Consider the following 25,692-nt stretch of genomic DNA (forward strand, 5'->3'; position numbering starts at 1 on the left):
CCATCTTACGAAATGGGCTGAATTTTTGTCAATGACAAATATAGTTGTTATTTGCTAATGTTGCGGCAAGCTCATCGCAGACAGTAAAAAGATCCGGGAGAACCCTGAGACGCCCGTTTCCGGGCATGCTGCGGCGACTTGTTTAGAATCTAGGCCACTTTTTCTCCGGGAGTCCGCTCCCGCTTCTGCATGAACCGAATTCCAAAGGGCGACATGGCGCGTGCCTCCGACAGCCTCGACGACAGCGCCCAGCCCACACCCGCCTCACGTGTCTCTCGCGGCGTGCAAAGCGTGGACGTTGCCGCCCGCGTGTTGCAGGCGCTCGCGCAGGCGCGGCGTCCGCTGGCACCGGGCGATCTGGCGGCGCTGGCCGGTCTGCCGCCCGCGCAGGCGCACCCTTATCTGGTGAGTCTCACGCGGCTGGGGTTGCTCAAACGCGACCCCATGTCAGGCAGCTATGCGCCGGGGCCGATGCTGTTGCGGCTGGCGTTGCTCCATCTGGAAAACGATCCCGCGTATCGCGCCGCCGTCCCGCGCGTGGTGGCGCTCGCGCGCGAAACCGGTTTCTGTGTGGCGATCTCTACCCCGGCACCGCAAGGCCCGCTCGTCGTGCACTTCGAGCGCGCGGCTTTCCCGCTGCATGTGAACCTGCACGTGGGCTCGGTGATGTCGCTCACGACGACGTCCACCGGCCGTGCGTTCTGCGCCTTCACGCCGACGGCCGACTGGCCGCTCGCGTGGCATGAACAAATGCCGGGCGCGGCAGAAGAACAACGTCATTTCGCCGAACTGCTCGACGAGACGCGTACCCACGGTATGGCGCGCAGCGTGAATACGCCCAGCCCGTCGGTCAGCAGCCTGTGCGTGCCCGTGTTCGATGCCAGCGGCCGCTTGCGACTCGCACTGACCGCCATCGGTCCGACGGCGGCACTTGATGTGGATTGGCAGGGGGCCGCCGCGACGGCATTGCGCGAGACGGCGAACGCCATCGCGAGACAAGTCAACGAGGAGTGGGCATGAGCGAGCCGACGAAGCCACAACGCGGCATTCAGGCACTGGAGAGCACCGGCGCACTGCTAGAGGCGCTGGTCGCGGCGGCGCGTCCGCTGCCGCTCAATGGTCTGGCACGCGACGCGGGTATGGCCCCGGCCAAGGCGCATCCGCATCTGGTGAGTCTTCAGCGCGCCGGGCTGCTCAGCCGCGACGCGAGCGGCAACTTCGAAGCTGGCGCGCTCAGTCTTGAATTAGGCCTGATGGCCTTGCAACGCCTCTCGCCGACGGGGGAAGCCGAGCCCGAAATTCTGGCGCTTGCGCAGGCCACGGGTCTTTCGGCGGCGATGGCTGTGCTGGGTCCTGTGGGGCCGACCGTTGTCCGGCTGGAGGAGGCGACGCGCCCGCAACACGTGAGCCTGCGCATCGGCACCGTGCTGTCGCTCGTGAACACGGCCATCGGGCGGACGTTTGCCGCGTTTCTGCCGCCGGCGGTGCTCGACGGCATGCTGGCGCAAGAGGGTGTGCGCATGGCCGGTCTGGGTGCGGACGGCCGTGCCGCCAAGCCGCCGAAGGACTACGCCGGCCGGCTGGCCGACATTCGCACGCATCGTCGCGATACCGCGTTGAGCAACCCGGTGCCCGGTATCGATACGGTCGCGGTGCCTGTGTTCGATCACACCGGCGAAGTCACGCTGGTGCTGGCGCTGATGGGGTCGTCCGGCAGCTTCGACACCACGCCCGACGGCGAGCCGGCCCGTGCACTGATTGCCGCCGCGCATCGGCTGTCGTGGCGCTTTGGCGCAGTCGGCCGCTTGTTGGACGACAGCTCGCCCGATTCGGGGGCATAGCCCGCAAATCCTCGCAATGCGGTAACACATCGGGACCGCGAATTTGCGGCCCCGACAGCAAAATTCACTGGCCGTCGCGCGGGCACGACGGGGCAATCGCGACAATGCGCGATGTCATGGCGGCAAGGTTAAGATGGGCGCCAACGCCATCCATGTCATTCCGACACACTGCCGCCATGACTCGCATGCCCGTCGAATCCCGTGGGAAAACTGCTGCGCTGGCTCGGACGCTGCCCTTGACGCTGATGATCGCCGCGTTGCTGAGCGCGTGCGCATCCGCACCGCAACAGCAGCCGGGCCCCGCCCGTCCGACCGAGTCGGCAGCGCAAGTTGACGGCATGCCGGCTGACTGGACGCTGGTGTCGACCGTGATCGTGAGCCGTCATGGGGTTCGGTCTCCGACGCATGCGCATCCGCCGCTCGACAAGCTGAGTCCCGACGCGTGGCCGGGCTGGGTGGTCCCCGCCGGTTATCTGACGGCGCGTGGCGGCTCGCTCGCTGAGCGCATGGGCCGCTACTACGGCGACTGGCTGCGCGCGCGCCGTGTCTTGCCCGAGAACACCTGCCCGGCACCGGGCACCCTCTACGGCTGGGCCGATATCGATCAACGTACGCGAGAGACCGGCAGCGCCTTGTTGCAGGGCATCGCGCCGGGTTGCGATATGCGCACGGCCCATCAATCCGATCTCACCACCTACGACGCCGTGTTCCATCCGGTGGCCGCCGGTGACTGCCCGTTGGACCCGGGGGCGGCGCGCGGTGCGATTGAAGCGCGTCTCGCGCCGGACGGTGTTGCGGGACTCAACAAACGTTATGCCGCCACGATTGCCCGCATGGGCGAAGTCCTTGGCTATTCGCGCAGTCCCGCGTGCGGTGCACAGGGCGGCTGCAAGCTCGAAGACGTGCCGACGCGCTTGCGTGTCGAGGGCGACGGCAGCGGCGTGACGCTGCGCGGTGCCCTTGGCAGCGCGGCCACCGCATCGGAGGTTTTCCTTCTGCAATACGGCGAGGGCTTCCCCGACAACGACGTGGCATGGGGACGTATTCGCGACGAGAGCGACTGGGCCCGCCTGCTTGAAGCGCACAACGCCCAGCGCGATCTGCTGGACCGCACCCCGTATCTCGCCGCGACCAACGGCACGCCGCTGCTCGCGGTCGTGCTCGATGCACTGACCCGCTCGGCCACCGATGCCGCAGCACCACCGCCCGCGCCCGTGCGTGGGCCGGTATTACCGGCCGGCAACCGGGTGTACGTGCTCACTGGCCACGACACCAACGTGGCGAATCTGGCCGGCATGCTCAAGTTCGACTGGCAGCTTCCCGATCAGCCCGACAACACCCCGCCCGACGGTGCGCTGGTGTTCTCGCTCTGGCGCAATCCGGCCGGCGAGCCGTTTGTGCGTGTCGAATTCATCTATCAATCGATGCAGCAGTTGCGTCAACTCACGGCGCTCTCGCTCGACGAGCCGGCCAAGCGCGTGACGTTACCGCTGGCCGATTGCGCCGACGGTCCGGACGGCCGCGCTTGTCGCTGGCCGGTCTTTGCGCAGCGGGCGAAAGCGGCCCTGACGCCGGCGTGTCTTGAGGCTGTGCGGTAAATTTCCCAAATAAACGACCGGTTTCTGCGTGTCACTCCGAATAGGGTAGTGTCGGTTACCCCTCGGAGTCCGTTATGCAAGACCACATCCAGACCCTGCTCGCCCACCTTCAGGACGAAGGTTTTTCAGCGCATCTTGATGCTGACGGCGATATCGCCTTCAAGCGCGAAGGCCTGCAATACGTGCTGTGTTTCGACGAGAGCGATCCGGGCTACGGCAAGCTGCTGCTGCCCAACGTCTGCCAGATCGAAACGCAGGAAGAACTCTCCCGCGCATTGATTGCCATGGACGAGATCAACCGCCAGATGAAGGTGGTGAAGATTTACACCGTGCGCGATCAGGTCTGGCTGACCGTCGAGTTGTGGTTCGCCGACCAGACGTGCTGGTGCCCGCTGCTGGTGCGGTCGATGCGGGCACTCAGTCACGCGCTGATGAAGTTTGCCGAGGCGATCAATGCGCACGCACCTGCGACAACACCTGCCCGGCGGCTGAACGCCTGACACAGCCTCACCGCGGCCTCGCGCAAGCGCAAGGAAACGTAAAATTCGTGCGGCGCCACGGCGGCCAAACTCACGTAGAATTCGCGGCTGGACTACGTGAGCCCGCATGAAACGCGACGATATCGAAAACGAAGAACTCACGCGCTTGTTGCGCAAGTTCGGCCAACCGGGGGACGGCAGCGCTGCCGTCAAGCTGGCCCATCGCGAGTTTTACAATCGCATGGCCGGTGCGCTCGACCGGCAGGCGCTTCAGTCGACCGGTTTCAACGACGACCTCGCCCGCCAGACCGTTCAGGAGGCGTGGTGCAAGATCGTGACGGGCGCGCAGGACTACGATCCGTCGCGCGCCTCCGTCAAGACCTGGGCCAACATGATCACCCGGTACTGCGCGCTCGATGTGCTGCGCGTGCACTACAAACACTCCCGCTTTACCCACGATGACGACGAGGATGCCAAGCCATCCGGCGACCCGGCCGACACGCGCAACTTCGGTCAGATCGCGGGCGATGCGCCGATGGAAGATCCGGACGACATCGCGTGCGAGTGGCCGAGTGCCGCCGACGGCATCTACGGCAATCAGGTCCAGAACGCGGTGCGCAAGTGCCTCGACACGTTGCCCGCCGGCACGAATCCCAACTACCGCTTGGCCATGGAACTGGCGCTCGACGAGGACCTCTCGTACGCGGACATGACCGTGGAGCTGCAACGCACGTTGCCCCCCGACGTCCTGATCAACAGCGAGCAGGTGCGCGGCTGGGTCAAGAAAGCGCGCGAGCGCATGCGCGGATGTGTGTCGCGCAAACTGGGCTTGGGCAAGGCAAGCCCTTCAGGCAATTCAAAGGAGACGGGCGAGTGAATCACGACGAACTGGAACGTTTCCGCTCACTGGCATTTCTCTACGCGTGCGACAAGCTCGACGCGGGCGAACGGGCGTGGATGGACGCGCAGCTCGCAGCGCATCCCGATTGGCAATCGATCGTGCGCGAGGAGCGCGAGTTTGCCAGCGCCACGCGTGAAGCCATCGAAACGAGTTACGCCGAGCGTGCGCCGCTGGTGGCGTTCGACGATCTGCCCGATACGCAAACGATTGCCGCGCGTGCGAAGCCATCGAACGGCACAGCCAAAAGCCAGCGAAAACCAGCTTCGCTGACCGATCGTCTGCGCAGTTGGTGGCGTGCGCCGGTGGGCCGGGGTTGGGCGTTTGCCTCGGTGGCGGCGCTGGCATTGCTCACGGGGTTGCAAACCGTGCGTCTCGCCGGGCTGGAGAAGCTAGCCGTGCCGACCGAAGGCACGAGCACCCTGCGCGGTGGCGCGTCGCCTGCACCGGGTGTGCCACTGTTGCAGGTGATCTTTGTCGAGACGACGACCATCGCGCAGGTTCGCAAGACGCTTGGCGATCTGCAACTCGATATCGTGCGCGGGCCGGACGACGACGGCATGCTCTGGCTGGCAGTGCCTGCGGGCGACCCCAAAAAGGCGCTGGCCGAGCTCAAGGCGACCGGGCTCATCGTTTATGGCGACGTTGCGAGCGACGGCAAATAGCCTTCGCCGCTGAGGCATCGGTGTGTCGACAACGGGGACTTCGGTCCCCGTTTTTCATGGCGACGGGCCGCACAAAAAAATCCGAAAAAAGTCTTCCGGTTTTCCAACCGGGCTCCGAATAGGGGAGTAACTGCTGCGACGCACGCCACCTGTCAGGGAGGCGCCAGCCGAACAGCGGATCAACGAACGCCGAAACGGTGAAACGGTGAAACGGTGAAACCGTGGAATGGCGACCCTATTGCGGAGAAAGCGACATGAAGCAACGTGGAAAGATTTTGCGCGACACGAGCGCGGGCCCCGGTCTGGTGATGATCGGTTCGCGTCAGCACCCGTTCGACCTGGAAGGCGTGTGGCAATCGTCGCAGGCCCCGGCGGTGAACATGACCGTTGAGGCGTTGCTCGACGACGCTGGCAACGTGGTCACTTTGAGCGTTGTCGCCGAGAGCCAACTGGCGCGTGAAGCGGCTGACGAGGCGATGGCGGCGGTCAAGCAGAAGGGCAACGCGCTCGTCGCCCGCTTTGGTCCGCGCACACTGGGGGCGATGGCCTTGCTTGCCATTGGCTGGTTCATGCTCAACGTGGTGTCGGTGCAAGTCTCGGCGGACTACCGCGTCGGTATCTCGTTCTGGAAGCTGCTGGGCCTGATCAACTCGCCGGGCGGCGTCATCAACGCGATGGGCGGCAACGGGGGCAGCGCAGGTATGTACGGGCTGGTGGCCGTGCTGGCGATCGTCGCGCCATTGGCCCCTTACTTCGTCAAAGACCGTCGCGCACATTTGGCCAATCTCCTGCCGCTGATCTTCATGGTCGCGATCGGCATTGCCATCTATCTGAACATCAGCGACGGCCTGTCGCAGGCCAAGACGGCAGCGTCGTACTTCGGCGGACGCGATGCCGGGCGCATGGCGTCGGACTTCGCGTCGCAGATGGTGCGTGAAGCCCTCAAGGCGATTTCGCTGGGCCTGGGGGCCTACTTGTCGCTGATCGTCAGCGTGTATCTCGCCGGCACCGGCCTGCGTGGCTTCCTCGCCGGGCGCTAAGCAAGCGCCTCGATTGCCGCGATACCTCCACGACAACCCATCAGGATTCGACCATCATGACCACGCTCAACCACTCGACCAAGATCGCTAAATCCCTCCGCCCCGCCAAGCCCGTCAAGCGTCTGCTGTTCGCTGCACTCATCGCCTCCTGCGCGGTGGGGCTGGCGGCCTGTGGCGACAAGGGCGGTGATGCACCGACGGACAAGGCCGCGGCGGCACCCGCCAATCTCAACGACGTCAAGTCGCCGCAGGCCGCCCAGCAGTTGCAAAAACAGATGGTGCAGGACAGTCTGCCGAAAGCCGACCCCGCCACGCCCGACGCCAGCTACGCCGAACTGAACAGCGGCAATCAGTTGATGTTCTCGTATCTGGCGCTGGCCGACCTGCCCGTCGATTACGATCAGGTGGCCCGGCGCATGTCGCGGGATTATGCGAATTCGAACGACGAGTTCCGCAAGCACGATCTGCTCGATGCGCTCAAACCGAAGATCGACGCCTCGGTGTCGCAAGCCAAGACGCAGCGCTACTTCCGCATGACGATCAACAACGGCATCCGCCAGTACGCGTTCGACAAGAAGGCGTTCCCGCTGGATAGCTCGCTTGCCGAGGCCGGGTCATACCGCTACTTTTTGGACAACGGCGACTACCGTCTGAGCTTCAGCAACGGAGAACGCTTTCGCGATCTGCGCGTGCAGGACGAGAACGCGGCGCGCAAGATCGAGTCGATGCGCGCCCGTGGTGAAGCGCCGAATCTGGTGGTCTATGCGTTTGCACAGTCCGCCGATATCGCGAACAAGGCGGTGAGCGCGCAGATCGTCAAGGTGACGCTGGTCGACCGCCAGGGGAACGTGCTGGCGTCGCAGTAATCACTCGGGGAGATCGAGCTTCATGCCTTCGTGAGTGGCATGAAAGCCGAGACTTTCGTAAAAACGCCGTGCATCGTCACGGCGTTTGTCCGTGGTGAGTTGCACGAGCGTGCAGCCGGCAGCGCGCGCTCGCGCAATCGCCTGCTCGAAGAACCAGCGGCCAACACCCTGGCCACGACAGGCGCTCGATACGCGCACCCCTTCCAACATCGCGCGTGTTCGCCCGCGCCGCGATAGCCCGGGAATCACCGTGAACTGCATCACGGCCAGCAACTGAGCGTCGCGCTCGGCCACCAGATATTCATTGCCGCCCTGTGCGGTCATCGCATCGAACGCGCGCTCGTAGATCGGCAGGTCTTGCGGGTCGGTGCTTTCGCGGGACGTTCCGAGCACGTCGTCGGCGAGCAGCGCGACGATCGCGGGCAAGTCGGCACGTGTTGCGCTGCGCACCTGTGCGGTCGCGAGGAAATCGGTCATAGCAGTCATCCGGACAATGAGGGGCGGTCGTCAGCTTACTCCTCGATGATGTGCCGCTCGATGCAAAGCCCTGATCGCGTCGTGGCTTTCTTCTAATTTACTTCGCAAGCGAAATAAATTTCAACATATACTTCGTGTGCGAAATAAATGAAAAAATCACCGTTTTAGTCAGAGGCGCGCCCCCAAAGCCCCCCGAATCATGACGCGCCGAGGAGTGAAGTCATGTCATCCCTTGCTTTGGAAATACAAGCCGTCGACGGGTATCCGCTCGGCGCGCATGCGTGGTATCCGCAGACGCTGCCGGCGCGCGGCGTGGTGCTGGTGCATCCGGCAACGGCGGTCCCCGAGCGGTTGTACTTCGCTTTTGCGCAGTACGTGGCGCAACGGGGTCTGATTGCCATTACCTACAGCTATCGCGGCATCGATGGCTCGCGGCCATCACGCTTGCGTGGTTTCGAGACGCGCATGCGCGACTGGGCCGATCTCGATGTGGAAGGCGTCACCCGCTGGGCCCATCAGCAATATCCGTCGCTGCCGCTTTACGCCGTCGGCCATAGCTTCGGCGGTCACGCCATCGGACTGTGCGAGACCACGAATCTGCTGCGCGCGGCCGTGCAAGTTGCCTCACATGCCGGGTCGATGCGCGTTGTGACCAACCTCGGCGAGCGCAGACGCATCACGTTGTTGATGCATTGGATCGGCCCATCTCTGACGCGCGCGTTGGGCTATATGCCGGGCAGCCGGCTGGGTCTCGGCGAGGATTTGCCTGCGGGGGTATTCCTCGAATGGAGCGATTGGACGAGGCTGGAAAATTACTTCTTCGACGATCCGACCCTGCATGCCGAAGCGCGTTTTGCACGCGTGCGCACGCCGATTCTGTCGTTGGGGTTCGATGACGATCTCTGGGCGACGCCCGTCGGCATCGAAGCGCTGGTCTCGCGTTTGCGTCACACCACCGTGGTGCGCCGCACCATCGAAGCTATTTGTTCGGATACCGGAACGATCGGCCATATGGGATACTTTCGCCAGCGTGCCGGCGCGTTCCTGTGGCCCGAGACTATCGATTGGCTGTTGTCGACAGGCGAGGCAGACGAGGTAGTGAAAGCAGGACAAGCGGGGCAGGGCGTGATGGCGCGAGCGACTGCGCCGGCGCCACTCTCATCGGTCTTCACTCACCTTGCCTGAATGCCCAAAGCGAAACCTCCGGTCACTCCACCTACCCCGCCTACCCCGGCTGCCAAGACGTCTCATCGCGCCCCCAACAAGTCTGCCAAATCCAGCGAGGCCACTGAGGCCACTGAGGCCACCGAGACCATTGATCGACGGTTGCTGTTTCTGCTCAACGTCGGGCAACGCCACGTGCAGCGCTGGATCGACATGCGCGCGGACGACAGCGCTGGCGTGAGCGCGGCGCAGGCGGGCGTGCTCTTCTACCTGCTGCATCACGACGACGCGCTGGTTGGCGAAGTGGGGGCGGCATTGCATCTGTCGCCCTCGTCGATGACGGGGCTCGCCAACCGCATGGTGAACGCTGGCCTGCTGGCACGCCACGCCGATGCCGTGGATGGCCGCGCCACGCGCCTGAGCGTGACGGCCGCCGGTCGCAAAGCGATTACCCGAGCCCGCGAGGTGCTGGCCGAACTCAACGCGCGTCTGCACGCCGATTTCAGCGAAGCCGAGCTCACCGTGGTCGCGCGCTGGCTGGGCAATCTGCAAACACAATTCCCGACTGACGAATAACGCTAGCCGCGCGTGCTCGCTTAGTGAATGGCGAGTGCGTTCGACTGGACGTTGGCGACGCCTGCGGCTACGTTCACACCGATGTTGCCCGAGGCGCCCATCAATGCGCGCTCACCCAGCGAAGCATTCGTCGCGGCGTTGACCGTGGCGGCGTTGCGAATGTCCTGATGCGAGTTGATCAGCACATTCGACGCGCTGGCGAGCACCAGTTGATTCGATTGCGTGTTGAGCGCACCTGCGGCAACGTTCACGCCGAAGTTGCCATGCGCGTCACGCAAGGCGTCGGCCCCGAGCGTGGCCACCGCAGCGCCGGAAAACACGGCGTCGCTGGTAATGCTCTGGCGGTTGGAAATCTGCACGACGTTGGTCGCAACGGCACCGGTCGTATCGGCAGGCGGGGCCGCGAGGGCCGGGGCGCTGACGAATGGCACGACGGCCAGCGCGATAGTGCTGAAGACAGCAGATACGGAACGCAACATGTCGTTTTTCCCCAGACCATCCGACGGGACGGATATCTGGTTATCGGCACCTGAGGTGCTCGGGTTGAATGATCTTCCACATGTCGGCATCCGCCTCGGGCTATTGTTGTTTTGCCCCTGCACCAAGGTGTAGCACGTCATCGGAAAACGACCGGCATTCCCGTGACGGTCGCGGCGCGATTCTCGCATGGCAACGCGCGTACGCGCTGCCATGCAACGTGAGCAAGCGCCATTGAGTTTCAGCACCCTTGACGCGCGTGATTACGCCAGTTCCCCCGCGCCATTCGCCAATCCCCGCACATCGCCGCGCGCCGTTGCCGCCGCTTGCTGCTGCACCGTTGCCGATTTGCTGTGGTCGATGAGCAACACCGCAATGACAGCCACCACGGCGGGAATGGCGATCGCCATAAAGTTTTGCTGCAACGGCAGCGACATGCTCACCAGCACCCCGATCACGATCGGCGCAAGAATCGCACCGCTGCGACCAACGCCCGAGGCCCAGCCGATACCGGTGCCGCGCGCCGCCATCGGGTAGAACTGCCCCGCATAGGCGTACGTCACGATCTGCGTGCCGATGGTCGAAGCACCCGCCAGACCGACGAGAACGAACAAGACCGGCGTCGGTACTTTCACCCCCAGCAGCGTGATCGAGACCGCCGCCAGTGCGTACATGCCGACGAGCACATACTTGATGTTGAAGCGGTCAGCGAGCCAGCCGCCGCCAATCGCGCCGAGCATGGCGCCGAAGTTCAGTACGAGCACGAATGTGAGGGCCGAGCCGAGGCTGTAGCCAGCGCTGGCCATCAGTTTGGTCAGCCACGAGCTGAGCGCATACACCATGAACAGGCACATGAAGAACGCGACCCACAGCATGGCCGTGCTGAAACCCCGGCCGTCTTGAAACAGGCGCGAGAGCGGCGCAGCCGATTTGCGATCGCTCCCCGGCAAGGCGAACTGGTCACCGGCTTGTGCAACGTAGGCGGGCGACAGTCGGGCGAGCACTTGCTTGAGCGCATCGTGACGGCCGGTGCGGATCAGGAAAGGCATCGATTCCGGCAGCGCGCGCATCGCGAACGGCACCAGCAGCGCAGGCACCCCAGCGGCGAAGAACACCGACTGCCAGCCGTACGATTCGATGAGCCCTTTGCCGAGCAGTGCGGCGAGCATGCCGCCGACCGAGTAGCCCGAGAACATCAGCGTCACGAGCGTGCCGCGCAGCTTGCGCGGCGAGTACTCGGTCATCTGGGCCACGACAATCGGCATCACGCCGCCGATACCGACACCGGCGAGAAAGCGCGTGATTGAGAAGCTGATCGGTTCGTGCGTGAGGCCCGCCGCGGCGGTAAAGAGCGAGAACATCAGCACGCAGATGGCGATGGCCTTACGCCGCCCGATGCTGTCTGCGACCATGCCCATCACGATGGCGCCGAACATCATGCCGAACAGCGCAGAACTGACCATGAAGCCGGCGCTGGTCGCATCCACGCCCATCGATTTCATGATCGACGGCAGGGCGATGCCCGCGACGGCAAGGTCGTAGCCGTCAAAGATGATGATGAGGGCGCACCAGATCAGAATGCGGCCGTGATAGCCGTTGAAGCGGGCTTCGTCAGCTAGGTGATGAACGTCGATGTGTCGCATGCGGGTGTCTCCATAACAAATCGCTCTCCGTCGAAGTGCGGAGAGTCTTTCAGGATTTTTTTGACCGACGCAAGCGGCACTGGGCCGGGCTTCACAGGCGTGTTGCGTGTCGCGGGCCGAGAACAGCCAATGACATTGCCGATGAAGCAAACCACCTTTCCGAATGCCGGAAGGTGGCTATTTATGCAATATTGTGCATGCAGTAAACGCGAAAAGTCGCATCGCTGCAAGCCATATATTGCCGTTTAAGGGTTTTACATGACAGAACATTGCACTTAAGTGCATGTTTAATCGAGGGGCCGCGAAGGCAGGAGAGGGGTGGCGACCGGCCCGAAGGCCGGTCGCGGCAGTGCACTTACGACGTTCTGCTTACTGCTTGGCCACCGAGAACGGCGGCAACTGATAGCTCCACGTCTCGCTCACGGCCTTGCCGCCGGAGACGAGGGCGGCGCGCAGCTCGGTGACCTTGGCCGGGTCTTTGACCATCACGCGCAGGTTCAGGCGCATGCCACGCGTCACCGGGTTCGGTTGCAGCGTCTGTTCGATGATCGTGGCGTTGTCGCTCACGCTCACCTGCGGCGTGACGGCGCCTGCGGGCAGCGACGCGAGCGGTCCACCGTCGAAGTCCACCACGAGGCCCGTGCTGCCGTCGAAATGACGAATCAGGTTGGCCTGCGTGATTTCACCGGCCGTGCGCAGCGTCTGCTTCACCCACGCGACATTGCGATCGATGATGCCGCGCTCGTTCATCGTCCAGTGGATCGTGTAATCGGCTTGCAGCGGCTGGCCCTTGGGCGGCAACTGATCGGGCGTCCAGAACGCGACGATGTTGTCGTTGGTTTCGTCGGCGGTCGGAATCTCGACCAGTTCGACGTGCCCCTTGCCCCAGTCGCCCTGCGGCTCGATCCACGCACTCGGGCGCAGGTCGTAACGATCCTTCAGGTCTTCGTACTGCGAGAAGTCGCGGCCGCGCTGCAACAGGCCGAAGCCACGCGGGTTGGTGACCTGAAACTGGCTGATGGCGAGATGGCGCGGGTTGTTGAGCGGGCGCCAGATCCATTCACCGTTACCGGCATGAATCGCCAGACCGTTCGAATCGTGCAGTGCCGGACGGAAGTTGTACGGGTCGCGCTGCTGGTTCGGGCCGAACAGGAACATGCTCGTGAGCGGGGCAACGCCCAGCTTGGTGACGGGCCCGCGCATGAACACGCGCGCCTGCACCTTCAGCACCGAGTCTTCGCCCGGCGAGAGTTCGAAGCGGTATGCCCCGGTGGCGCGCTTCGAATCGAGCAGTGCATAGAACACCAGACGCTTCTCATCACCGGTCGGGCGCACGATCCAGAACTCGCGAAACGCGGGGAATTCCTCCGCGATGGGCAAACCGGTATCAATAGCGAGTCCGCGCGCGGAGAGTCCGTAGACCTGCCCTTTGCCGATCACGCGGAAATAGCTCGCGCCGAGCACGCTCATGATCTCGTCGAGCTTGCCGGGTTCATTGATCGGGTACAGCACGCGAAAGCCCGCGTAGCCGAGGTTATGCGTGGCGCTGCGGTCGAGCTTCAGATCGCCGAAGTCGAAACGGCTGCTGTCGTACTTGATCTCGCTGACCTTATCGGCGCCGTTGCTCCCGACAATCTCGTTGATCTTCACCGGCGAGCTGAACTGCATGCCCTGGTGATAGAAGCCCAGACGAAACGGCGTGGATTGATCTTTCCACTCGAAGTTCTCGCGCTTGGGCTGGATCTTGATGTAGTCGCCGAACTGCATCTGCGCGAAGGCAGGCGTGAGATTGCTGGTGGGGGCGGTGTAGGGGGTATCGGCCAGCGTTTTGGCGCGGGCGGTGACGTCATCGAGCGAGAACGCCTGCGCGTGTGCTGCACCCAGCAGGGCGGCCACAGCCGAGAGCGCGGGCACGAAGGTACGTGCGCGATGGCGCCAGAACACAGCGAAGGGGGACAAAAGCACGAAACTCTCCGGGAAAATTGAGCAAAATCACGCCTGATCGCTCGCGTCGAGACACGAAACGCGAAAGGCGTCGCACCACATTGTGGCAAAGTATCGGACTTCATGTCGCGCACACGGTTCAAATCAATATGGCGGTGCGCGACTTCTGACGACAAGACGGGCGATGTTACCGGGCGGTTCAGTGCCGTAGCCACGCCCCGTCGAGCTTCATTGGGACGCTATCAGATGAGAATATTCACCACGCTGGCGCTCGCGGCCGGCTTCGTGATGACGTCGGCATTTGCCGATGCACCTGCCACCCCGCAAAACGTGCCCGCTGCGGCGCTGGCCATGCCATCGGCGGCAGCCAAGAAAGCGTTCATCGATGACCTCATCGCTCGCATGACGCTTGACGAGAAGATCGGTCAGTTGCGCCTGATCAGCATCGGCAGCGACATGCCGCAAGCCAAGTTCATCGAGGAGATTGCCGCCGGTCGCGTGGGCGGCACGTTCAACTCGGTGACGCGTTCGGAAAACCGTCCGTTGCAGGATGCCGCCGTCAAACGAAGCCGTCTGAAGATCCCCATCTTCTTTGCCTACGACATCGTGCACGGGCATCGCACTGTATTTCCGATCAGTCTGGGGCTTGCGTCCAGCTGGGATATGTCCGTCGTCAAACAGGCCGCTCGCGTGGCCGCTGTCGAAGCGAGCGCCGATGGTGTCGATGCCACGTTCGCTCCGATGGTCGACATCTCGCGCGACCCGCGCTGGGGACGCACGTCGGAAGGCTTTGGCGAAGACCCGTATCTGGTTTCGCAGAGTGCGCGCGCCAGCGTGGAGGGTTTTCAAGGCACGTCACCGGCCAACCCCGACAGTCTCATGGCGTTTGTGAAGCATTTCGCGCTGTATGGTGCTGTGGAAGGCGGGCGCGACTACAACGTCGTCGACATGAGCCTGATGCGCATGTATCAGGACTATCTGCCGCCGTATCGCGCCGGTCTCGACGCGGGCGCGGGCGGCGTGATGATCGCGCTCAATTCGATCAACGGCACCCCGGCCTCGTCGAACAAATGGCTGCTGCGTGATCTGCTGCGCGATGAGTGGGGTTTCAAGGGCGTGACCGTGAGCGATCACGGGGCTATTGACGAGTTGTTGCGTCATGGTGTGGCGAAGGATGGCCGCGAAGCCGCCAAGCTCGCCATCGAAGCCGGCGTCGACATGAGCATGGCTGACACGCAGTACCTCAAGAACCTGCCCGATCTCGTGAAGTCGGGCGACGTGCCGATGCGCGACATCGACAGCGCCGTGCGCGAAGTGCTCGGCGCGAAGTACGACATGGGTCTCTTCGCCGATCCGTATCGCCGTATCGGCGACGCGGCGCACGATCCGAAAGATGTGAATGCCCCGGTGCGCCTGCACCGTGAAGCGGCGCGCGACGCGGCCCGCAAGTCCATCGTGTTGCTGGAGAACCAGCACGACACGCTGCCCTTGCGAAAGGCGGGCAAGGTTGCCGTCATCGGCCCGCTGGCTGATGCGAAGATCGACATCATGGGCAGTTGGTCGGCGGCGGGCAAAGCCGATCAGGCCGTCACGCTGCTTCAGGGCGTGCGCGACGCGCTGGGTACGAACGCGCGGGTGACTTATGCACGCGGCGCGAACATTACCGACGACAAGCGTGTGGTCGAATACCTCAACTTCCTCGATTGGGACAACCCCGAAGTCGTGCAGGACAAGCGCACGCCGAAGCAGATGATCGACGAAGCCGTGAAGGTGGCACGCGGTGCCGACACGCTGATCGTGGCCGTAGGGGAGTCGCGCGGCATGTCGCACGAGGCATCGAGCCGCACGAGTCTGTCGCTGCCGGGCAGCCAGTTGGCGCTGTTGCAGGCGCTCAAGGCCACCGGCAAGCCGCTGGTCGTGGTGCTGATGAACGGGCGTCCGCTCGATCTGAACTGGCCGAAGGCAAACGCCGACGCCATGATCGAGACTTGGTACAGCGGCACCGAAGGCGGCCACGCCATCGCCGATGTGCTGTTCGGGGACTACAACCCGTCGGCCAAGCTGCCGATCTCGTTCCCGCGCTCGATTGGGCAGATCCCGACGTACTACAACCAGTTGCGCATTGGCCGTCCGTTCACCCCGGGCAAGCCGGCCAACTACACGTCGCAGTACTTCGAAGAAGACTCTGGCCCGCTGTACGCCTTCGGCTACGGTTTGAGCTACACCACGTTCGACGTGTCCGACGTGACGCTCTCGGCCAAGACGCTTGCGCCGGGCGGTAAGCTCGACGCCAGCGTCACCGTGCGTAATACGGGCAAGCGTGAAGGCGAGACCGTCGTGCAGTTGTATTTGCAGGATGTGGCGGCGTCGATCGTGCGTCCGGTGAAGGAACTGAAGGGCTTCCAGAAGGTGGCGTTGAAGCCGGGCGAATCGCGCACGGTGCACTTCGACATCGACGAGAGCCTGCTCAAGTTCTACAACGCGAAGCTGCAATACGTCGCCGAACCGGGGGACTTCAACGTGCAGATCGGCCTCGATTCGCAGAACGTGAAACAGGCGGGCTTCGTCCTTCAGTAATCCTCAAGCGCTTAATCGTCGGTCGTTCGCACTTCCGGCGACGACATCAAACGGGCCTGTGGCTGGAACTCCTCGGTGAGGAATTCCACACAGGCCCGAACTTTTGCCGACGACGCCACGCGCGACGGATACACCGCCCACACATTGGCAGGCTGCATCACGTCGGGCAGCACCTGCACCAGCGCGCCACGTTCGATGAGCGTGCTCACATCCCACATCGAGCGCAGCAGAATGCCTTGCCCGTCGAGCGCCCATTGCACCGCCACCTCGCCGTGATTGGTCGATAGCGGCCCGGTCACTTTCAGCGACACCGCCTCGCCTCGCTGCTGCAACCGCCACATGCCGAATGGGTGATCGCGTTCCTTGATGACGATGCATGCGTGGCCGGTGAGGTCGCTCAATTGCCGGGGCGTGCCGTGCTGCTCCAGATACGCGGGCGATGCGCACAACACGCGATGGTTATCCGCGAGCTTGCGCGCGATCAGGTGCGGGGCAATCTCGTCGCCGATGCGCACGTCGAGGTCGTAGCCTTCGGCGGCCACGTCGACGATGCGGTCGAACAGATCGAGCCGCACATTCAGTTGCGGATGCCGGGCGCGCAACCGCGACATCGCGGGCGCGACCACGTGCCGGCCGAAGCCGAAGCTGCTCGACACCCGCAGCGTGCCGCGCGGCACCTGACGCGTGCTCGAGACGTCTTCGATCAGGTGATTCACGTCATCCAGAATCTTCTCGGCCCACGCATAGACACGCTCTCCGGCGTCGGTGATGGCGACGCGCCGGGTCGAGCGGTGCAGCAGCCGGGTGCCAAGATCGGCTTCCAGCATGCCGACGCGCTTGCTCACATAGGCGGGCGAGACACCCAGCGCCTCGGCGGCGGCCGAAAAGCTCGCCCGGCGCGCCACCTGACAGAACACGCGCAGGTCGTCGAGATTGGGGTGACTCGGATGATTAGGATGGGGGCTGACGGGTTTATTCACGATTCGTGGATAGTGGATTAACCGATTGGGGGATTCTATCCGGACCGGAATGGAATAACCTAGCGGCATTCGTCCATCGCCCGGACGTTGCCCAACCCTCAGGAGAGACCCCCATGACCGACAAGTCCCAACGCCCCCTGCGCATCGCCGTGATCCCCGGCGACGGTATCGGCAAGGAAGTGATGCCCGAAGGCCTGCGCGTGCTCGACGCGGCGGCCAAGCGCTTCGGCATTGCGCTGGAGTACCAGCACATTGAATGGGCGAGCTGCGACTACTACGTCGAACATGGCCAGATGATGCCGGACGACTGGAAGCAGCAACTCGAAGGGGCGGACGCCATTCTGTTCGGCGCCGTGGGCTGGCCGGAGACCGTGCCCGACCATATTTCGCTGTGGGGTTCGCTGCTGAAATTCCGTCGCGAGTTCGATCAGTACATCAACCTGCGTCCGGCGCGCCTGTTCGACGGCGTGCCCTCGCCGCTGGCTGGCCGCAAGGCGGGCGACATCGATTTCATGATCGTGCGCGAGAACACCGAGGGCGAGTATTCGTCGATCGGCGGCGTGATGTTCGAAGGCACCGAGCGTGAGTTCGTGGTGCAGGAGTCGGTGTTCACGCGCCACGGCACCGAGCGCGTACTCAAGTTTGCCTTCGATCTGGCACAGCAACGCCAGCGTAAGCACGTGACGGTCGCGACCAAGAGCAACGGTATCTCGATCTCGATGCCGTGGTGGGACAAGCGTGCGGCGGAAGCCGCCGAACAGTACCCTGACGTGACGTGGGACAAGCAGCACATCGACATCCTGTGCGCGCGCTTCGTGCTCAACCCGGATCGCTTCGATGTGGTGGTGGCGTCCAATTTGTTTGGCGACATCCTGTCGGACTTGGGCCCGGCATGCACGGGCACGATTGGCATCGCGCCGTCGGGCAACTTGAATCCGGAAGGCAAATTCCCGTCGCTGTTCGAGCCGGTGCACGGCTCGGCACCGGACATTGCGGGCAAGAACATCGCCAACCCGATCGGCATGATCTGGACGGCGGCGATGATGCTCGACTTCCTCGGAAAGGGCGAAGGCCGCGCACGTGAGGCACACGACGCAATCCTCGCCGCTGTGACGCAGGTCATCAAGGATGGCCCGCGCACTGGCGACATGGGCGGCAAAGCCAATACGACCGAAGTCGGTCAGGCGATTGCGGCGGTGGTCTGCGCAGGCTGATCCACCGACTGTGCATCGCGTGGGGCGAAGTGCCGGTTCGGGACGGTCGGCACGCCGAGATTCTCGCGGAACGTGCGGCCTTCGTAACGCGTGCGGAACAGGCCGCGCCGCTGAAGCTCGGGCACCACGAGATCGACGAACGACGTGATGCCTGCCGGCGCGCTCGGGAACATGATGTTGAAGCCGTCGGCAGCGCCTGTCTCGAACCAGTGCTGGAAGTCGTCGGCAATGGATTCGGGCGTACCGACAAGCACGCGATGGCCTCCTGCCGTGAAGCGCGTGTACAACTGCCGCACAGTTGGCTGTTCGCGCCGGATCCAGTCGACCAGCAGCTTCTGCCGGCTCTTGTGCGAGTTGGTCTCGGGCACATGTTCCGGCAGCGGCACTTTGGCATCGAACGGCAGACTGCCGAGATCGATGCCAAGACTCGCGTAGTTGGCGAGGGCATGCAAGGCGACAGCCGGATCGCGATGTTCGAGCAACGCGTCGTAAATCTCCTCGGCTTCGGCCTGCGTACGCCCGACGATGGGCGCAACGCCCGGCAGAATGAAAATATGCTCGGGGCGGCGTCCGTACTTGAGCGCCCGCGCTTTCACATCGGTGTAGAAGGCGCGCGCGTCTTCAATGTCCTGCGCGGCGGTGTAAAGCAATTCACCCGCACGTGCGGCCAGTTCGCGTCCTGCTTCACTTGACCCCGCTTGTGCAATCACCGGCCAGCCTTGCACCGGACGCGGCGCACTCAACGGCCCCCGCACCCGGAAGTGCTTGCCGCGATGATCCAGTTTGCGCACGCGTGCCGGGTCGGCCCATTGGCCGGTTGCCTTGTCGCGCGGAAAAGCATCGTCGGCATGGCTATCCCATAGCCCCGTCACGACATCGTAGAACTCGTTAGCACGCTCGTAACGCAGCGCGTGATCAACGTGATCGTCGCGATTGAAGTTTTCGCCACCGCCCGTCGACGTCACCAGATTCCATCCCGCGCGCCCGCCAGAGAGATGATCGAGCGAGGCAAACGCACGGGCCACGTTATAGGGCTCGCTGTAGGTCGTGCTTACCGACGCCACGAGGCCAATGTGTTGGGTCGCACCCGCCAGACCGGCGAGCAGGACGACCGGGTCCCAGCGCGGCGCCCCCGGGCTGTGCGCGAGCGAGACCGGATCCGTCGGCATAAAGAGGTTGTCGAAGAAGAACAGCGCATCGAAGCAACCACGCTCCAGTTCTTGCGCGTAGTGCCGGTAGCGCGCGAATTGCAGGTGCGCGTCGGTGTCGGTATCGGGATGGCGCCAGCTGTCGCCTTGCACGCCGGAACCCGACATGTAGGCGCCCAGCCGGAGCTTGCGGGCAGGTTGGCTCATGACGATCAGCGTCTCACGCTCGGGGCGTTGGAAACGACCAAGATACTGAGCGCGGCGCGACGGCACAAACAACGAAATCCGATAAGCAAACCCGCATAAGCAAACGCGTTGCGTACGCACTAATCATCGCAAGAATCGATGGTTGGGCGGCACTCGCCGTCTGCATAGACTGGCCGGTCCGTCCACTCTCATCGCTGCGCTCGCGCGTGGTGCTATGTCATGACGTACTCGCCTTCTCACCTCGCTTACACCGCCCAAATCGCGCCCGTCGTCCCGTCCCTCGAGCGTCACACGCCTGCGCCGGATATCTCCGCGCCAATGCTGTCCCGTGCCGCGCTGATACGCGCGACGCTTGCGCAGTCGGCGCGCAGCGATCTGCTGACGACGTTGCGCAACCGATGGCCCGCATGGCGTTCGCGCCTGCGCCGTGCGCTGGTGATCGGGTTGAGTGTGGCTGCGATTTTGCCGTTCACTGCTGTAGACGCGCAGGAGAAGCCGGTGCTCGTCGTGGGCGATCAGGCCTTCAATGCGCAGAGCCTGTTCGAAGCCTCAGGCGTGCTTCGCGATGCGCCATACACCGTGGCATGGAAGCAGTTTCCGGCGGGCACACCGGTGATCGAAGCCGTCAACGCGGGGGCGCTGGACATCGGCTTGCAAGGTGATGGCCCGGTGTTGTTCCTCGCCGCGCAGGGGGCGCCGATCAAGGTCATCGGCATCTATCGCGACAGTCCCGACAGCGTCGTGCTGCTCGCGGGCCCGCACACGCAGATCAAGACGGTGGAGGATCTCAAGGGCAAGACGGTGGCCATCACGCGCGGTGGCTGGTCGCAGCAACTGGTGCAGGCGGCGCTCACATCGGCAGGGTTGCCGCTCGATGCGGTGAAGTATTCGTATCTGGCGTCGGTCGATTCGGCCGCAGCATTGCAGGCGGGCAAGGTGGATGCCACGGCCACATGGGAGCCGTACGTGTCGCGTCTGCGGCAAGCGGGGGCTCGCACAGTGGTGACGGCACGCGGGCTGATCGCAGCGCAGAGTTATCTGTCGACCACGGAGAAGGTCATCGAGACGAAGCGCGAGTTGCTGGGTGACTTCGTGCAGCGCTATCAACGCGCACGAGATTGGTCGCTTGCCGATGCGCGCCACATCGATCGCTATGCCGACGTGTGGGCGGCCAAGTCGCGCATCGATCCCAAGCTTGCGCATCAGTGGTTCAGCACGTCGCGCGTCCGGTACGAGCCGCTCACGGAGGCATCGATTGCGGAGGCGCAGAAGAGCGTCGACGATTTCGTGAAGACCGGCACGCTTGCCAAGGGCTTCGATGTGCGAGGGCTGTTCGATCCGTCATTCAACAAGTTCACGCAGGCGGCACGCTAAGGTCCGCATCGTTCTCGTGCGCTCGCTACAATGCTCGCCTGCGTGCGGGCATTGTCGCTCGCGTGCTCACGGGGAAATGCGTGATAGCCAAGGTTCGTTCCAACCACACGGCCGCCGAACCATCCGGTCTTTGCCGCCACGTCGTCATCATTGCCTTTGAAGGCGTGGAAGCCATTGACGTTGCCGGGCCGGCCAGCGCCTTCGCCAAGGCATCGCTCGCGGTGCCGGGCGCCTATCGCATCTCCATCGCATCGCCCCACGGCGGCAATGTGCACACCAGTGCCGGGTTGTCGCTTGCCGACACGCTCGCGCTGTCGACGCTTGGCGGCCCCCTCCGTTCTGACGATCCGATCGACACGATCATCGTCGCCGGTGGCGAAGAGGCCGCGCTACGCCGTGCGATTCTTGACGATGGTGCTGCTGAATGGATGGCGCGGGCAGCGCAACAGGCGCGTCGCGTGGCGAGCGTGTGCACCGGGGCATTCGTGCTGATGGCGGCGGGGCTGCTCGACGCGCGGCAATCGACGACGCACTGGCGCGCTTGCGATCGTCTCGAATCCATGTGCGCGGGCACGCAGGTGCAGCGCGACCGCGTGTTCGTGCGCGATGGCAATGTCTGGACGTCAGGCGGCGTGACGACCGGGATCGATATGGCGTTGGGCATGATCGAAGCCGATCTCGGCCGGGCGGTGGCGATGGATATCGCCCGCGACCTTGCGCTGTTTGTGGTGCGAGGCGGTGCCGAGTCGCAGGTGAGCCGGTCGTTGACGCTGCAAAGCGGTGCGTCGTCGCCGGTGCGCGATGTGATCGCGTGGATTGAAAGCCACCTCGACGGCGACCTGTCCGTCGATGCGCTCGCCGCCGTCGCCCGCATGAGTCCGCGTAATTTCTCGCGAGCGTTTTCAAGAGAAGCGGGCACGTCGCCCGCGCGTTACGTCACACGTTCGCGCGTGGACTTCGCGGCGTCGTTGCTGCGTCAGACGACGTGGACGCAGGAGCGGATCGCACAGCGCAGTGGATTCCAAAGCGTCGATGCCTTGCAACGGGCGTTTCGCACAACGTTCGGCACATCGATGGCGGACTATCGCCGGGAGGCATAACGGGGGTGGCTAGCGCGACGGCGGGACATACTCCATCGCGAGTTCCACGATATCGCGCTCGGCAGCGCCGTAGCGTTGCGCAATGTCATGCAGTGATTGCACGAACTGCATCATTGCGTTGCGGTTCGGCGGCAATGCCAGCGGGCGCGCGGCACTGGGGCGTGACGCCGTCGTCACGAGCGTGAGACCGCTGGCCAGTCGCACCCGGTCAGCGCTGGCCGCTGAGACGGGCGTCGCAATGACGGTTGTGCGCCAAGTGCGCGACCACGCATCAGCGGTCAGCGCGAGCGCGATATCGTCGACCCCGTCAGCGACCGGAATGGCGAGCGTGTCATGTCGCCACACACTCACGGCGTTGCTTGCCACCGTCCACAAACGTCGGGTGTTCAGTTGAAAACCCGCGCTCCTATGTTGTGCCGACCAGTCGGTTGCGCCGAGCGATCGAGCAACGTCGAGCGCGCGGTCGCGGCCGACGATTCCTTCGACGAGCGCAAGCGCTAGCGGGACGGACGCACTAACCCCGGTTGTCGTGACGATGCCGTTGTCATGCAGATACCGCACGTCGGGCACATAGCGCGCCGTAGGGTTGGCATCGCGCAGGTCGCTGCGATCGTACCAATGGCCGGTGAAACGACGCCCTTTCAGCAGCCCTGCCTGACTCAATACACGCGCGCCGGAGCAGACGCCCACGATCAACGCGCCGTGTGCTGCCTGCTGTTGCAGCCAACGGAGAATGCGCGGGTCGTTGTCGGCATGCACGGCGGGCACGATCACGATATCGGCCCCTTCGGGATGCCGGGCGTCGAAGTCGGCGAAGGTGATGTCGGGCACGACACGCAATGCAGGCATCAACGTGACATCGCCATCATCGACGGCCACCGCCTGCACGTGCTTGATTCCGGCCCGTTTGAGTACGCCGTAGGGGATGAGGAAATCGGTGGTTTCCGTGCCCTCGTTCAGTGCGATGACGGCAATGACCGGATCGCGCGGGCGCTTTGACAGGGCGTCTTGAAGATCGCGCTGTGCGACGAAACTGGCGCTCTGATCTGCCGCATCCGGGGCGGCGAGGGCCGGGGGCGAGACGACCAGCGTGAGTAGTGCGAAGAAGATTACGGCAAAGCGGGGCATCGAGGCGTCACGCGAAAGAAAGACGCCTAGCGTAGCGACGCGTTGATCTTCCCCGCAATGACAGCGATGCCGCAGATTGTGCCAACCCGGCTACGCGCTCGCCCGCTTTGCCGTGGTCAATGCGCCGAACGCACGCGGACGCGGCGCATCCACCCGTTCACGCAACAACGCCACGGCGCGTTGCGCGCGTGCCGATAGTGCCCACTCTGCACGATGAATCAGCCATAGCGTATCGACCACCGGCGGCCCGCAATCGACCACACGAATGGCGTCCTGCGCGGCAAACGCCTGCCGCGCGTACTGCGGAATCACCGTGAAGCCCAGCCCGCGCGCGACGTATTCCAGAATCAGGCTGATCTGGTTCGTGCATCCGTGGCTCGGCAAGCTGCGCACCCCCGGGTTGCCCGGAAAGCGGCGGCTGAGCAAACGCGTCGACATCGCTTCACCATCGGGGTGATCGATATAGCCGATGCGCTTGAGGTCTTCCCACTTGTGCACGTCGTCACCGGCGGGCACCACGAGTTCCAGCGGCTCCTGCGTGAAGGGCGTGGCGGCAAGCCGCGGATCGTCAGGGCGCAGCGTGACGAGGCCCAGCTCGAAGTGATTTTGCAGCACGCCTTCGAGCACTTCGCGGTCGGGCGCGAAGCGATGCCGTACCGCCATCGACGGGTTGGCCTGCTGCATGTCGAGCAGGATCGGGCACAGATACAACCCGATGCTGCCCGGTGTGATGAGCGTGATTTCGCCGCAGTCGGCATTGGCGTCGTCAATCCGCGAGCGCAGGTGCCGGCTGGCGCACTCGACTTCCGCGCAATACGCCAGCATCGCGTGTCCCGCAGGGGTGAGTTCGATCGCGCGCGGACGCCGCACCAACAGCGGCCCGAATTCGTCTTCGAGATGCTTCACATGCTGGCTGACGGCGGCCTGTGTGAGGCCCAGCCGGTCGGCGGCGCGGGTGAAGTTGCCCAGCTCCGCAAGTGTCGCGAAGGACTTGAGCCATTGAGGATTGACCATAATGAACTGTTATCAAATTGATAATCGGCAGATGGTTTTCATTATAGCGACGACGGGCTACCATTGCTTGCGTCGGCTAACCCCGCCGAGGTGCTGGCCCCGGGATGCGATCCCTGAGTTGTCGATCCCCCGCTGGCCGTGCCGCTTTCCCCTCACACCGTAGAGCACACCATGTCCGCCTTGTTTTCCCCGTTTGAATTGAAAAGCGTCAAGCTGCGCAACCGCGTAGCGATTCCCCCGATGTGTCAGTACAGCGCCGTCGACGGCGTGACCAACGACTGGCACCTTGCCCATTACGCCGGGCTCGCCCGTGGCGGCGCCGGGCTCGTGATCGTCGAGGCCACGGCCGTGTCGCCGGAAGGCCGCATCAGCCCGGGATGCACGGGCTTGTGGAACGACGAGCAAGCGCAAGGCATGGCGCGCATTGCGTCGGCCATCAAGGCGCACGGTGCCGTGCCCGGCATCCAGATTGCGCACGCAGGCCGCAAGGCCAGCGCCAACCGCCCGTGGGAAGGCGACGATCACATTCTGGAAGACGATCCGCGTGGCTGGCCGACCATTTCGCCGTCCGCCGTGGCGTTCGGTGGCCATCTCGGCAAAGTGCCCAAAGCGATGACGCTGGACGACATCGCCCGTGTGAAAGCCGATTTCGTGGCAGCCGCACGTCGCGCACTGGCCGCTGGTTTCGAATGGCTGGAACTGCATTTCGCCCACGGTTATCTGGCGCAGAGTTTCTTCTCGCTGCACGCCAATCATCGTGAAGACGCCTACGGTGGCGATCTCGCCGGCCGTAGCCGCTTCCTGCTGGAAACGCTCGCCGCCGTGCGTGAAGTGTGGCCCGAGCACCTGCCGCTGACCGCTCGTTTCGGCGTTCTCGAATACGACGGTCGCGACGAAGAAACGCTGGCCGAGTCGATTACCCTGACGCGTCAGATGCGTGAGGGCGGCCTCGATCTGCTCAACGTGAGCGTCGGTTTCTCGACCCCGGCGGCAAAGATTCCTTGGGGTTCAGCATTCCTCGCGCCGATTGCCGAGCGCGTAAAGCAGGAAGCCGGCATTGCCGTGGCGTCGTCGTGGGGCATTGACGATCCGCACGCTGCCGAGCGCGTGGTGGCCAGTGGTCAGATGGATCTGGTGATGATCGGCCGTGCGCTGCTCGCCAACCCGCACTGGCCGTATTACGCCGCCCGCGAACTCGACGTGTCGCGTCCGTCATGGGTGCTGCCCGCACCGTACGCGCACTGGCTCGAACGCTATCAGGTGCAACGCGCGGCCTAAGCGT

Annotated in this window: 23 protein-coding genes; 15 read left to right on the forward strand and 8 right to left on the reverse strand. The window is 64.0% G+C overall.

Annotated elements, in window-relative coordinates; genetic code table 11:
* Positions 1-189: 189 nt before the first annotated feature.
* The 8 genes from AT302_RS04040 to AT302_RS04075 all read left to right on the forward strand — a co-directional run bounded on the left by AT302_RS04040 (position 190) and on the right by AT302_RS04075 (position 7,387).
* On the forward strand, positions 190-1,020 hold the full coding sequence (locus tag AT302_RS04040; protein WP_407668823.1) for an IclR family transcriptional regulator: 831 nt from the start codon (positions 190-192) through the stop codon (positions 1,018-1,020).
* Positions 1,017-1,841 (forward strand): IclR family transcriptional regulator, encoded by an 825-nt coding sequence (locus AT302_RS04045; protein WP_058377328.1) that lies wholly within the window; start codon positions 1,017-1,019, stop codon positions 1,839-1,841. Before AT302_RS04040 ends, AT302_RS04045 begins: the two co-directional genes overlap by 4 nt.
* Before the next feature lie 245 nt (positions 1,842-2,086).
* Positions 2,087-3,439, forward strand: coding sequence for a histidine-type phosphatase (locus AT302_RS04050; protein WP_407668841.1), 1,353 nt, complete (start codon positions 2,087-2,089; stop codon positions 3,437-3,439).
* 74 nt (positions 3,440-3,513) lie between these two features.
* A complete protein-coding gene (locus AT302_RS04055; protein WP_058377330.1) occupies positions 3,514-3,939 on the forward strand; it encodes a T3SS (YopN, CesT) and YbjN peptide-binding chaperone 1 in 426 nt (141 codons plus the stop codon).
* A 106-nt stretch (positions 3,940-4,045) separates the two neighbouring features.
* A complete protein-coding gene (locus tag AT302_RS04060; protein ID WP_058377331.1) occupies positions 4,046-4,795 on the forward strand; it encodes an RNA polymerase sigma factor in 750 nt (249 codons plus the stop codon).
* On the forward strand, positions 4,792-5,481 hold the full coding sequence (locus AT302_RS04065) for a hypothetical protein (RefSeq protein WP_058377332.1): 690 nt from the start codon (positions 4,792-4,794) through the stop codon (positions 5,479-5,481). Before AT302_RS04060 ends, AT302_RS04065 begins: the two co-directional genes overlap by 4 nt.
* Positions 5,482-5,735: 254 nt before the next feature.
* Positions 5,736-6,521: a hypothetical protein gene (locus AT302_RS04070; protein ID WP_058377333.1), complete on the forward strand. Its 786-nt coding sequence runs from the start codon at positions 5,736-5,738 to the stop codon at positions 6,519-6,521.
* 56 nt (positions 6,522-6,577) lie between these two features.
* A complete protein-coding gene (locus AT302_RS04075) occupies positions 6,578-7,387 on the forward strand; it encodes a DUF4852 domain-containing protein (RefSeq protein WP_058377334.1) in 810 nt (269 codons plus the stop codon).
* On the opposite strand, the gene AT302_RS04080 is transcribed toward AT302_RS04075, so the two are convergent.
* Positions 7,388-7,864 carry a GNAT family N-acetyltransferase gene (locus AT302_RS04080; protein ID WP_058380085.1) on the reverse strand — a complete coding sequence of 159 codons (477 nt, stop codon included), beginning with the start codon at positions 7,862-7,864 and terminating at the stop codon, positions 7,388-7,390.
* 222 nt (positions 7,865-8,086) lie between these two features.
* Here AT302_RS04080 and AT302_RS04085 point away from each other — a divergent pair, with 222 nt between their 5' ends.
* Together AT302_RS04085 and AT302_RS04090 are read left to right on the forward strand one after the other, a co-directional pair.
* Positions 8,087-9,049, forward strand: a complete 963-nt coding sequence (locus tag AT302_RS04085) for an alpha/beta hydrolase family protein (protein ID WP_064675030.1) — start codon at positions 8,087-8,089, stop codon at positions 9,047-9,049.
* A 192-nt stretch (positions 9,050-9,241) separates the two neighbouring features.
* Positions 9,242-9,604 carry a MarR family winged helix-turn-helix transcriptional regulator gene (locus AT302_RS04090; RefSeq protein WP_237172156.1) on the forward strand — a complete coding sequence of 121 codons (363 nt, stop codon included), beginning with the start codon at positions 9,242-9,244 and terminating at the stop codon, positions 9,602-9,604.
* Between the two features lie 20 nt (positions 9,605-9,624).
* Here AT302_RS04090 and AT302_RS04095 read toward each other — a convergent pair whose 3' ends face one another.
* The 3 genes from AT302_RS04095 to AT302_RS04105 form a co-directional block, all read right to left on the reverse strand.
* Positions 9,625-10,083: a hypothetical protein gene (locus tag AT302_RS04095; protein WP_058377335.1), complete on the reverse strand. Its 459-nt coding sequence runs from the start codon at positions 10,081-10,083 to the stop codon at positions 9,625-9,627.
* 261 nt (positions 10,084-10,344) lie between these two features.
* Positions 10,345-11,724 carry an MFS transporter gene (locus AT302_RS04100; RefSeq protein ID WP_058377336.1) on the reverse strand — a complete coding sequence of 460 codons (1,380 nt, stop codon included), beginning with the start codon at positions 11,722-11,724 and terminating at the stop codon, positions 10,345-10,347.
* 369 nt (positions 11,725-12,093) lie between these two features.
* The gene (locus AT302_RS04105) at positions 12,094-13,638 is read right to left on the reverse strand and encodes a glucan biosynthesis protein G (RefSeq protein ID WP_058380087.1); all 1,545 of its coding nucleotides are present in this window, start codon (positions 13,636-13,638) and stop codon (positions 12,094-12,096) included.
* 276 nt (positions 13,639-13,914) lie between these two features.
* On the opposite strand from AT302_RS04105, the gene bglX reads away from it, so the two are divergent.
* Positions 13,915-16,245 (forward strand): beta-glucosidase BglX, encoded by a 2,331-nt coding sequence (gene bglX / locus AT302_RS04110; protein WP_058377337.1) that lies wholly within the window; start codon positions 13,915-13,917, stop codon positions 16,243-16,245.
* A gap of 11 nt (positions 16,246-16,256) precedes the next feature.
* Here the strand turns inward: bglX and AT302_RS04115 are convergent, their stop codons facing one another.
* A complete protein-coding gene (locus tag AT302_RS04115; RefSeq protein WP_058377338.1) occupies positions 16,257-17,225 on the reverse strand; it encodes a LysR family transcriptional regulator in 969 nt (322 codons plus the stop codon).
* Positions 17,226-17,338: 113 nt separating this feature from the next.
* On the opposite strand from AT302_RS04115, the gene AT302_RS04120 reads away from it, so the two are divergent.
* On the forward strand, positions 17,339-18,439 hold the full coding sequence (locus AT302_RS04120) for a tartrate dehydrogenase (protein ID WP_058377339.1): 1,101 nt from the start codon (positions 17,339-17,341) through the stop codon (positions 18,437-18,439).
* On the opposite strand, the gene AT302_RS04125 is transcribed toward AT302_RS04120, so the two are convergent.
* Positions 18,406-19,794: an LLM class flavin-dependent oxidoreductase gene (locus tag AT302_RS04125; RefSeq protein ID WP_058380088.1), complete on the reverse strand. Its 1,389-nt coding sequence runs from the start codon at positions 19,792-19,794 to the stop codon at positions 18,406-18,408. The two genes, AT302_RS04120 and AT302_RS04125, sit on opposite strands and share 34 nt — an antisense overlap.
* A gap of 219 nt (positions 19,795-20,013) precedes the next feature.
* Here AT302_RS04125 and AT302_RS04130 point away from each other — a divergent pair, with 219 nt between their 5' ends.
* Together AT302_RS04130 and AT302_RS04135 are read left to right on the forward strand one after the other, a co-directional pair.
* Positions 20,014-21,168 (forward strand): ABC transporter substrate-binding protein, encoded by a 1,155-nt coding sequence (locus AT302_RS04130; RefSeq protein ID WP_157125676.1) that lies wholly within the window; start codon positions 20,014-20,016, stop codon positions 21,166-21,168.
* Between the two features lie 80 nt (positions 21,169-21,248).
* Positions 21,249-22,268 (forward strand): GlxA family transcriptional regulator, encoded by a 1,020-nt coding sequence (locus AT302_RS04135; RefSeq protein WP_237172056.1) that lies wholly within the window; start codon positions 21,249-21,251, stop codon positions 22,266-22,268.
* A gap of 9 nt (positions 22,269-22,277) precedes the next feature.
* Here the strand turns inward: AT302_RS04135 and AT302_RS04140 are convergent, their stop codons facing one another.
* Entirely contained in the window at positions 22,278-23,396 is a 1,119-nt protein-coding gene (locus AT302_RS04140; RefSeq protein ID WP_058377340.1) for a DJ-1/PfpI family protein, read from the reverse strand.
* A 90-nt stretch (positions 23,397-23,486) separates the two neighbouring features.
* Positions 23,487-24,410: a LysR family transcriptional regulator gene (locus AT302_RS04145; protein ID WP_058377341.1), complete on the reverse strand. Its 924-nt coding sequence runs from the start codon at positions 24,408-24,410 to the stop codon at positions 23,487-23,489.
* A gap of 171 nt (positions 24,411-24,581) precedes the next feature.
* Here AT302_RS04145 and AT302_RS04150 point away from each other — a divergent pair, with 171 nt between their 5' ends.
* Positions 24,582-25,688, forward strand: a complete 1,107-nt coding sequence (locus AT302_RS04150; protein ID WP_058377342.1) for an NADH:flavin oxidoreductase/NADH oxidase — start codon at positions 24,582-24,584, stop codon at positions 25,686-25,688.
* Positions 25,689-25,692: the final 4 nt, after the last annotated feature.

Source organism: Pandoraea norimbergensis, assembly GCF_001465545.3.
Lineage (GTDB): Bacteria > Pseudomonadota > Gammaproteobacteria > Burkholderiales > Burkholderiaceae > Pandoraea > Pandoraea norimbergensis.

What these genes read in the sequence shown, in the direction of transcription:
- AT302_RS04050 (WP_407668841.1), top strand. Translation starts at nt 2,087, where the DNA reads ATGATCGCCGCGTTGCTGAGCGCGTGCGCATCCGCACCGCAACAGCAG.
- AT302_RS04145 (WP_058377341.1), bottom strand. Translation starts at nt 24,410, where the DNA reads ATGGTCAATCCTCAATGGCTCAAGTCCTTCGCGACACTTGCGGAGCTG.
- AT302_RS04080 (WP_058380085.1), bottom strand. Translation starts at nt 7,864, where the DNA reads ATGACCGATTTCCTCGCGACCGCACAGGTGCGCAGCGCAACACGTGCC.
- AT302_RS04075 (WP_058377334.1), top strand. Translation starts at nt 6,578, where the DNA reads ATGACCACGCTCAACCACTCGACCAAGATCGCTAAATCCCTCCGCCCC.
- AT302_RS04120 (WP_058377339.1), top strand. Translation starts at nt 17,339, where the DNA reads ATGACCGACAAGTCCCAACGCCCCCTGCGCATCGCCGTGATCCCCGGC.
- AT302_RS04055 (WP_058377330.1), top strand. Translation starts at nt 3,514, where the DNA reads ATGCAAGACCACATCCAGACCCTGCTCGCCCACCTTCAGGACGAAGGT.
- AT302_RS04100 (WP_058377336.1), bottom strand. Translation starts at nt 11,724, where the DNA reads ATGCGACACATCGACGTTCATCACCTAGCTGACGAAGCCCGCTTCAAC.
- AT302_RS04130 (WP_157125676.1), top strand. Translation starts at nt 20,014, where the DNA reads ATGACGTACTCGCCTTCTCACCTCGCTTACACCGCCCAAATCGCGCCC.
- AT302_RS04040 (WP_407668823.1), top strand. Translation starts at nt 190, where the DNA reads ATGAACCGAATTCCAAAGGGCGACATGGCGCGTGCCTCCGACAGCCTC.
- bglX (WP_058377337.1), top strand. Translation starts at nt 13,915, where the DNA reads ATGAGAATATTCACCACGCTGGCGCTCGCGGCCGGCTTCGTGATGACG.
- AT302_RS04085 (WP_064675030.1), top strand. Translation starts at nt 8,087, where the DNA reads ATGTCATCCCTTGCTTTGGAAATACAAGCCGTCGACGGGTATCCGCTC.
- AT302_RS04140 (WP_058377340.1), bottom strand. Translation starts at nt 23,396, where the DNA reads ATGCCCCGCTTTGCCGTAATCTTCTTCGCACTACTCACGCTGGTCGTC.
- AT302_RS04060 (WP_058377331.1), top strand. Translation starts at nt 4,046, where the DNA reads ATGAAACGCGACGATATCGAAAACGAAGAACTCACGCGCTTGTTGCGC.
- AT302_RS04045 (WP_058377328.1), top strand. Translation starts at nt 1,017, where the DNA reads ATGAGCGAGCCGACGAAGCCACAACGCGGCATTCAGGCACTGGAGAGC.
- AT302_RS04090 (WP_237172156.1), top strand. Translation starts at nt 9,242, where the DNA reads ATGCGCGCGGACGACAGCGCTGGCGTGAGCGCGGCGCAGGCGGGCGTG.
- AT302_RS04095 (WP_058377335.1), bottom strand. Translation starts at nt 10,083, where the DNA reads ATGTTGCGTTCCGTATCTGCTGTCTTCAGCACTATCGCGCTGGCCGTC.
- AT302_RS04125 (WP_058380088.1), bottom strand. Translation starts at nt 19,794, where the DNA reads ATGAGCCAACCTGCCCGCAAGCTCCGGCTGGGCGCCTACATGTCGGGT.
- AT302_RS04070 (WP_058377333.1), top strand. Translation starts at nt 5,736, where the DNA reads ATGAAGCAACGTGGAAAGATTTTGCGCGACACGAGCGCGGGCCCCGGT.
- AT302_RS04150 (WP_058377342.1), top strand. Translation starts at nt 24,582, where the DNA reads ATGTCCGCCTTGTTTTCCCCGTTTGAATTGAAAAGCGTCAAGCTGCGC.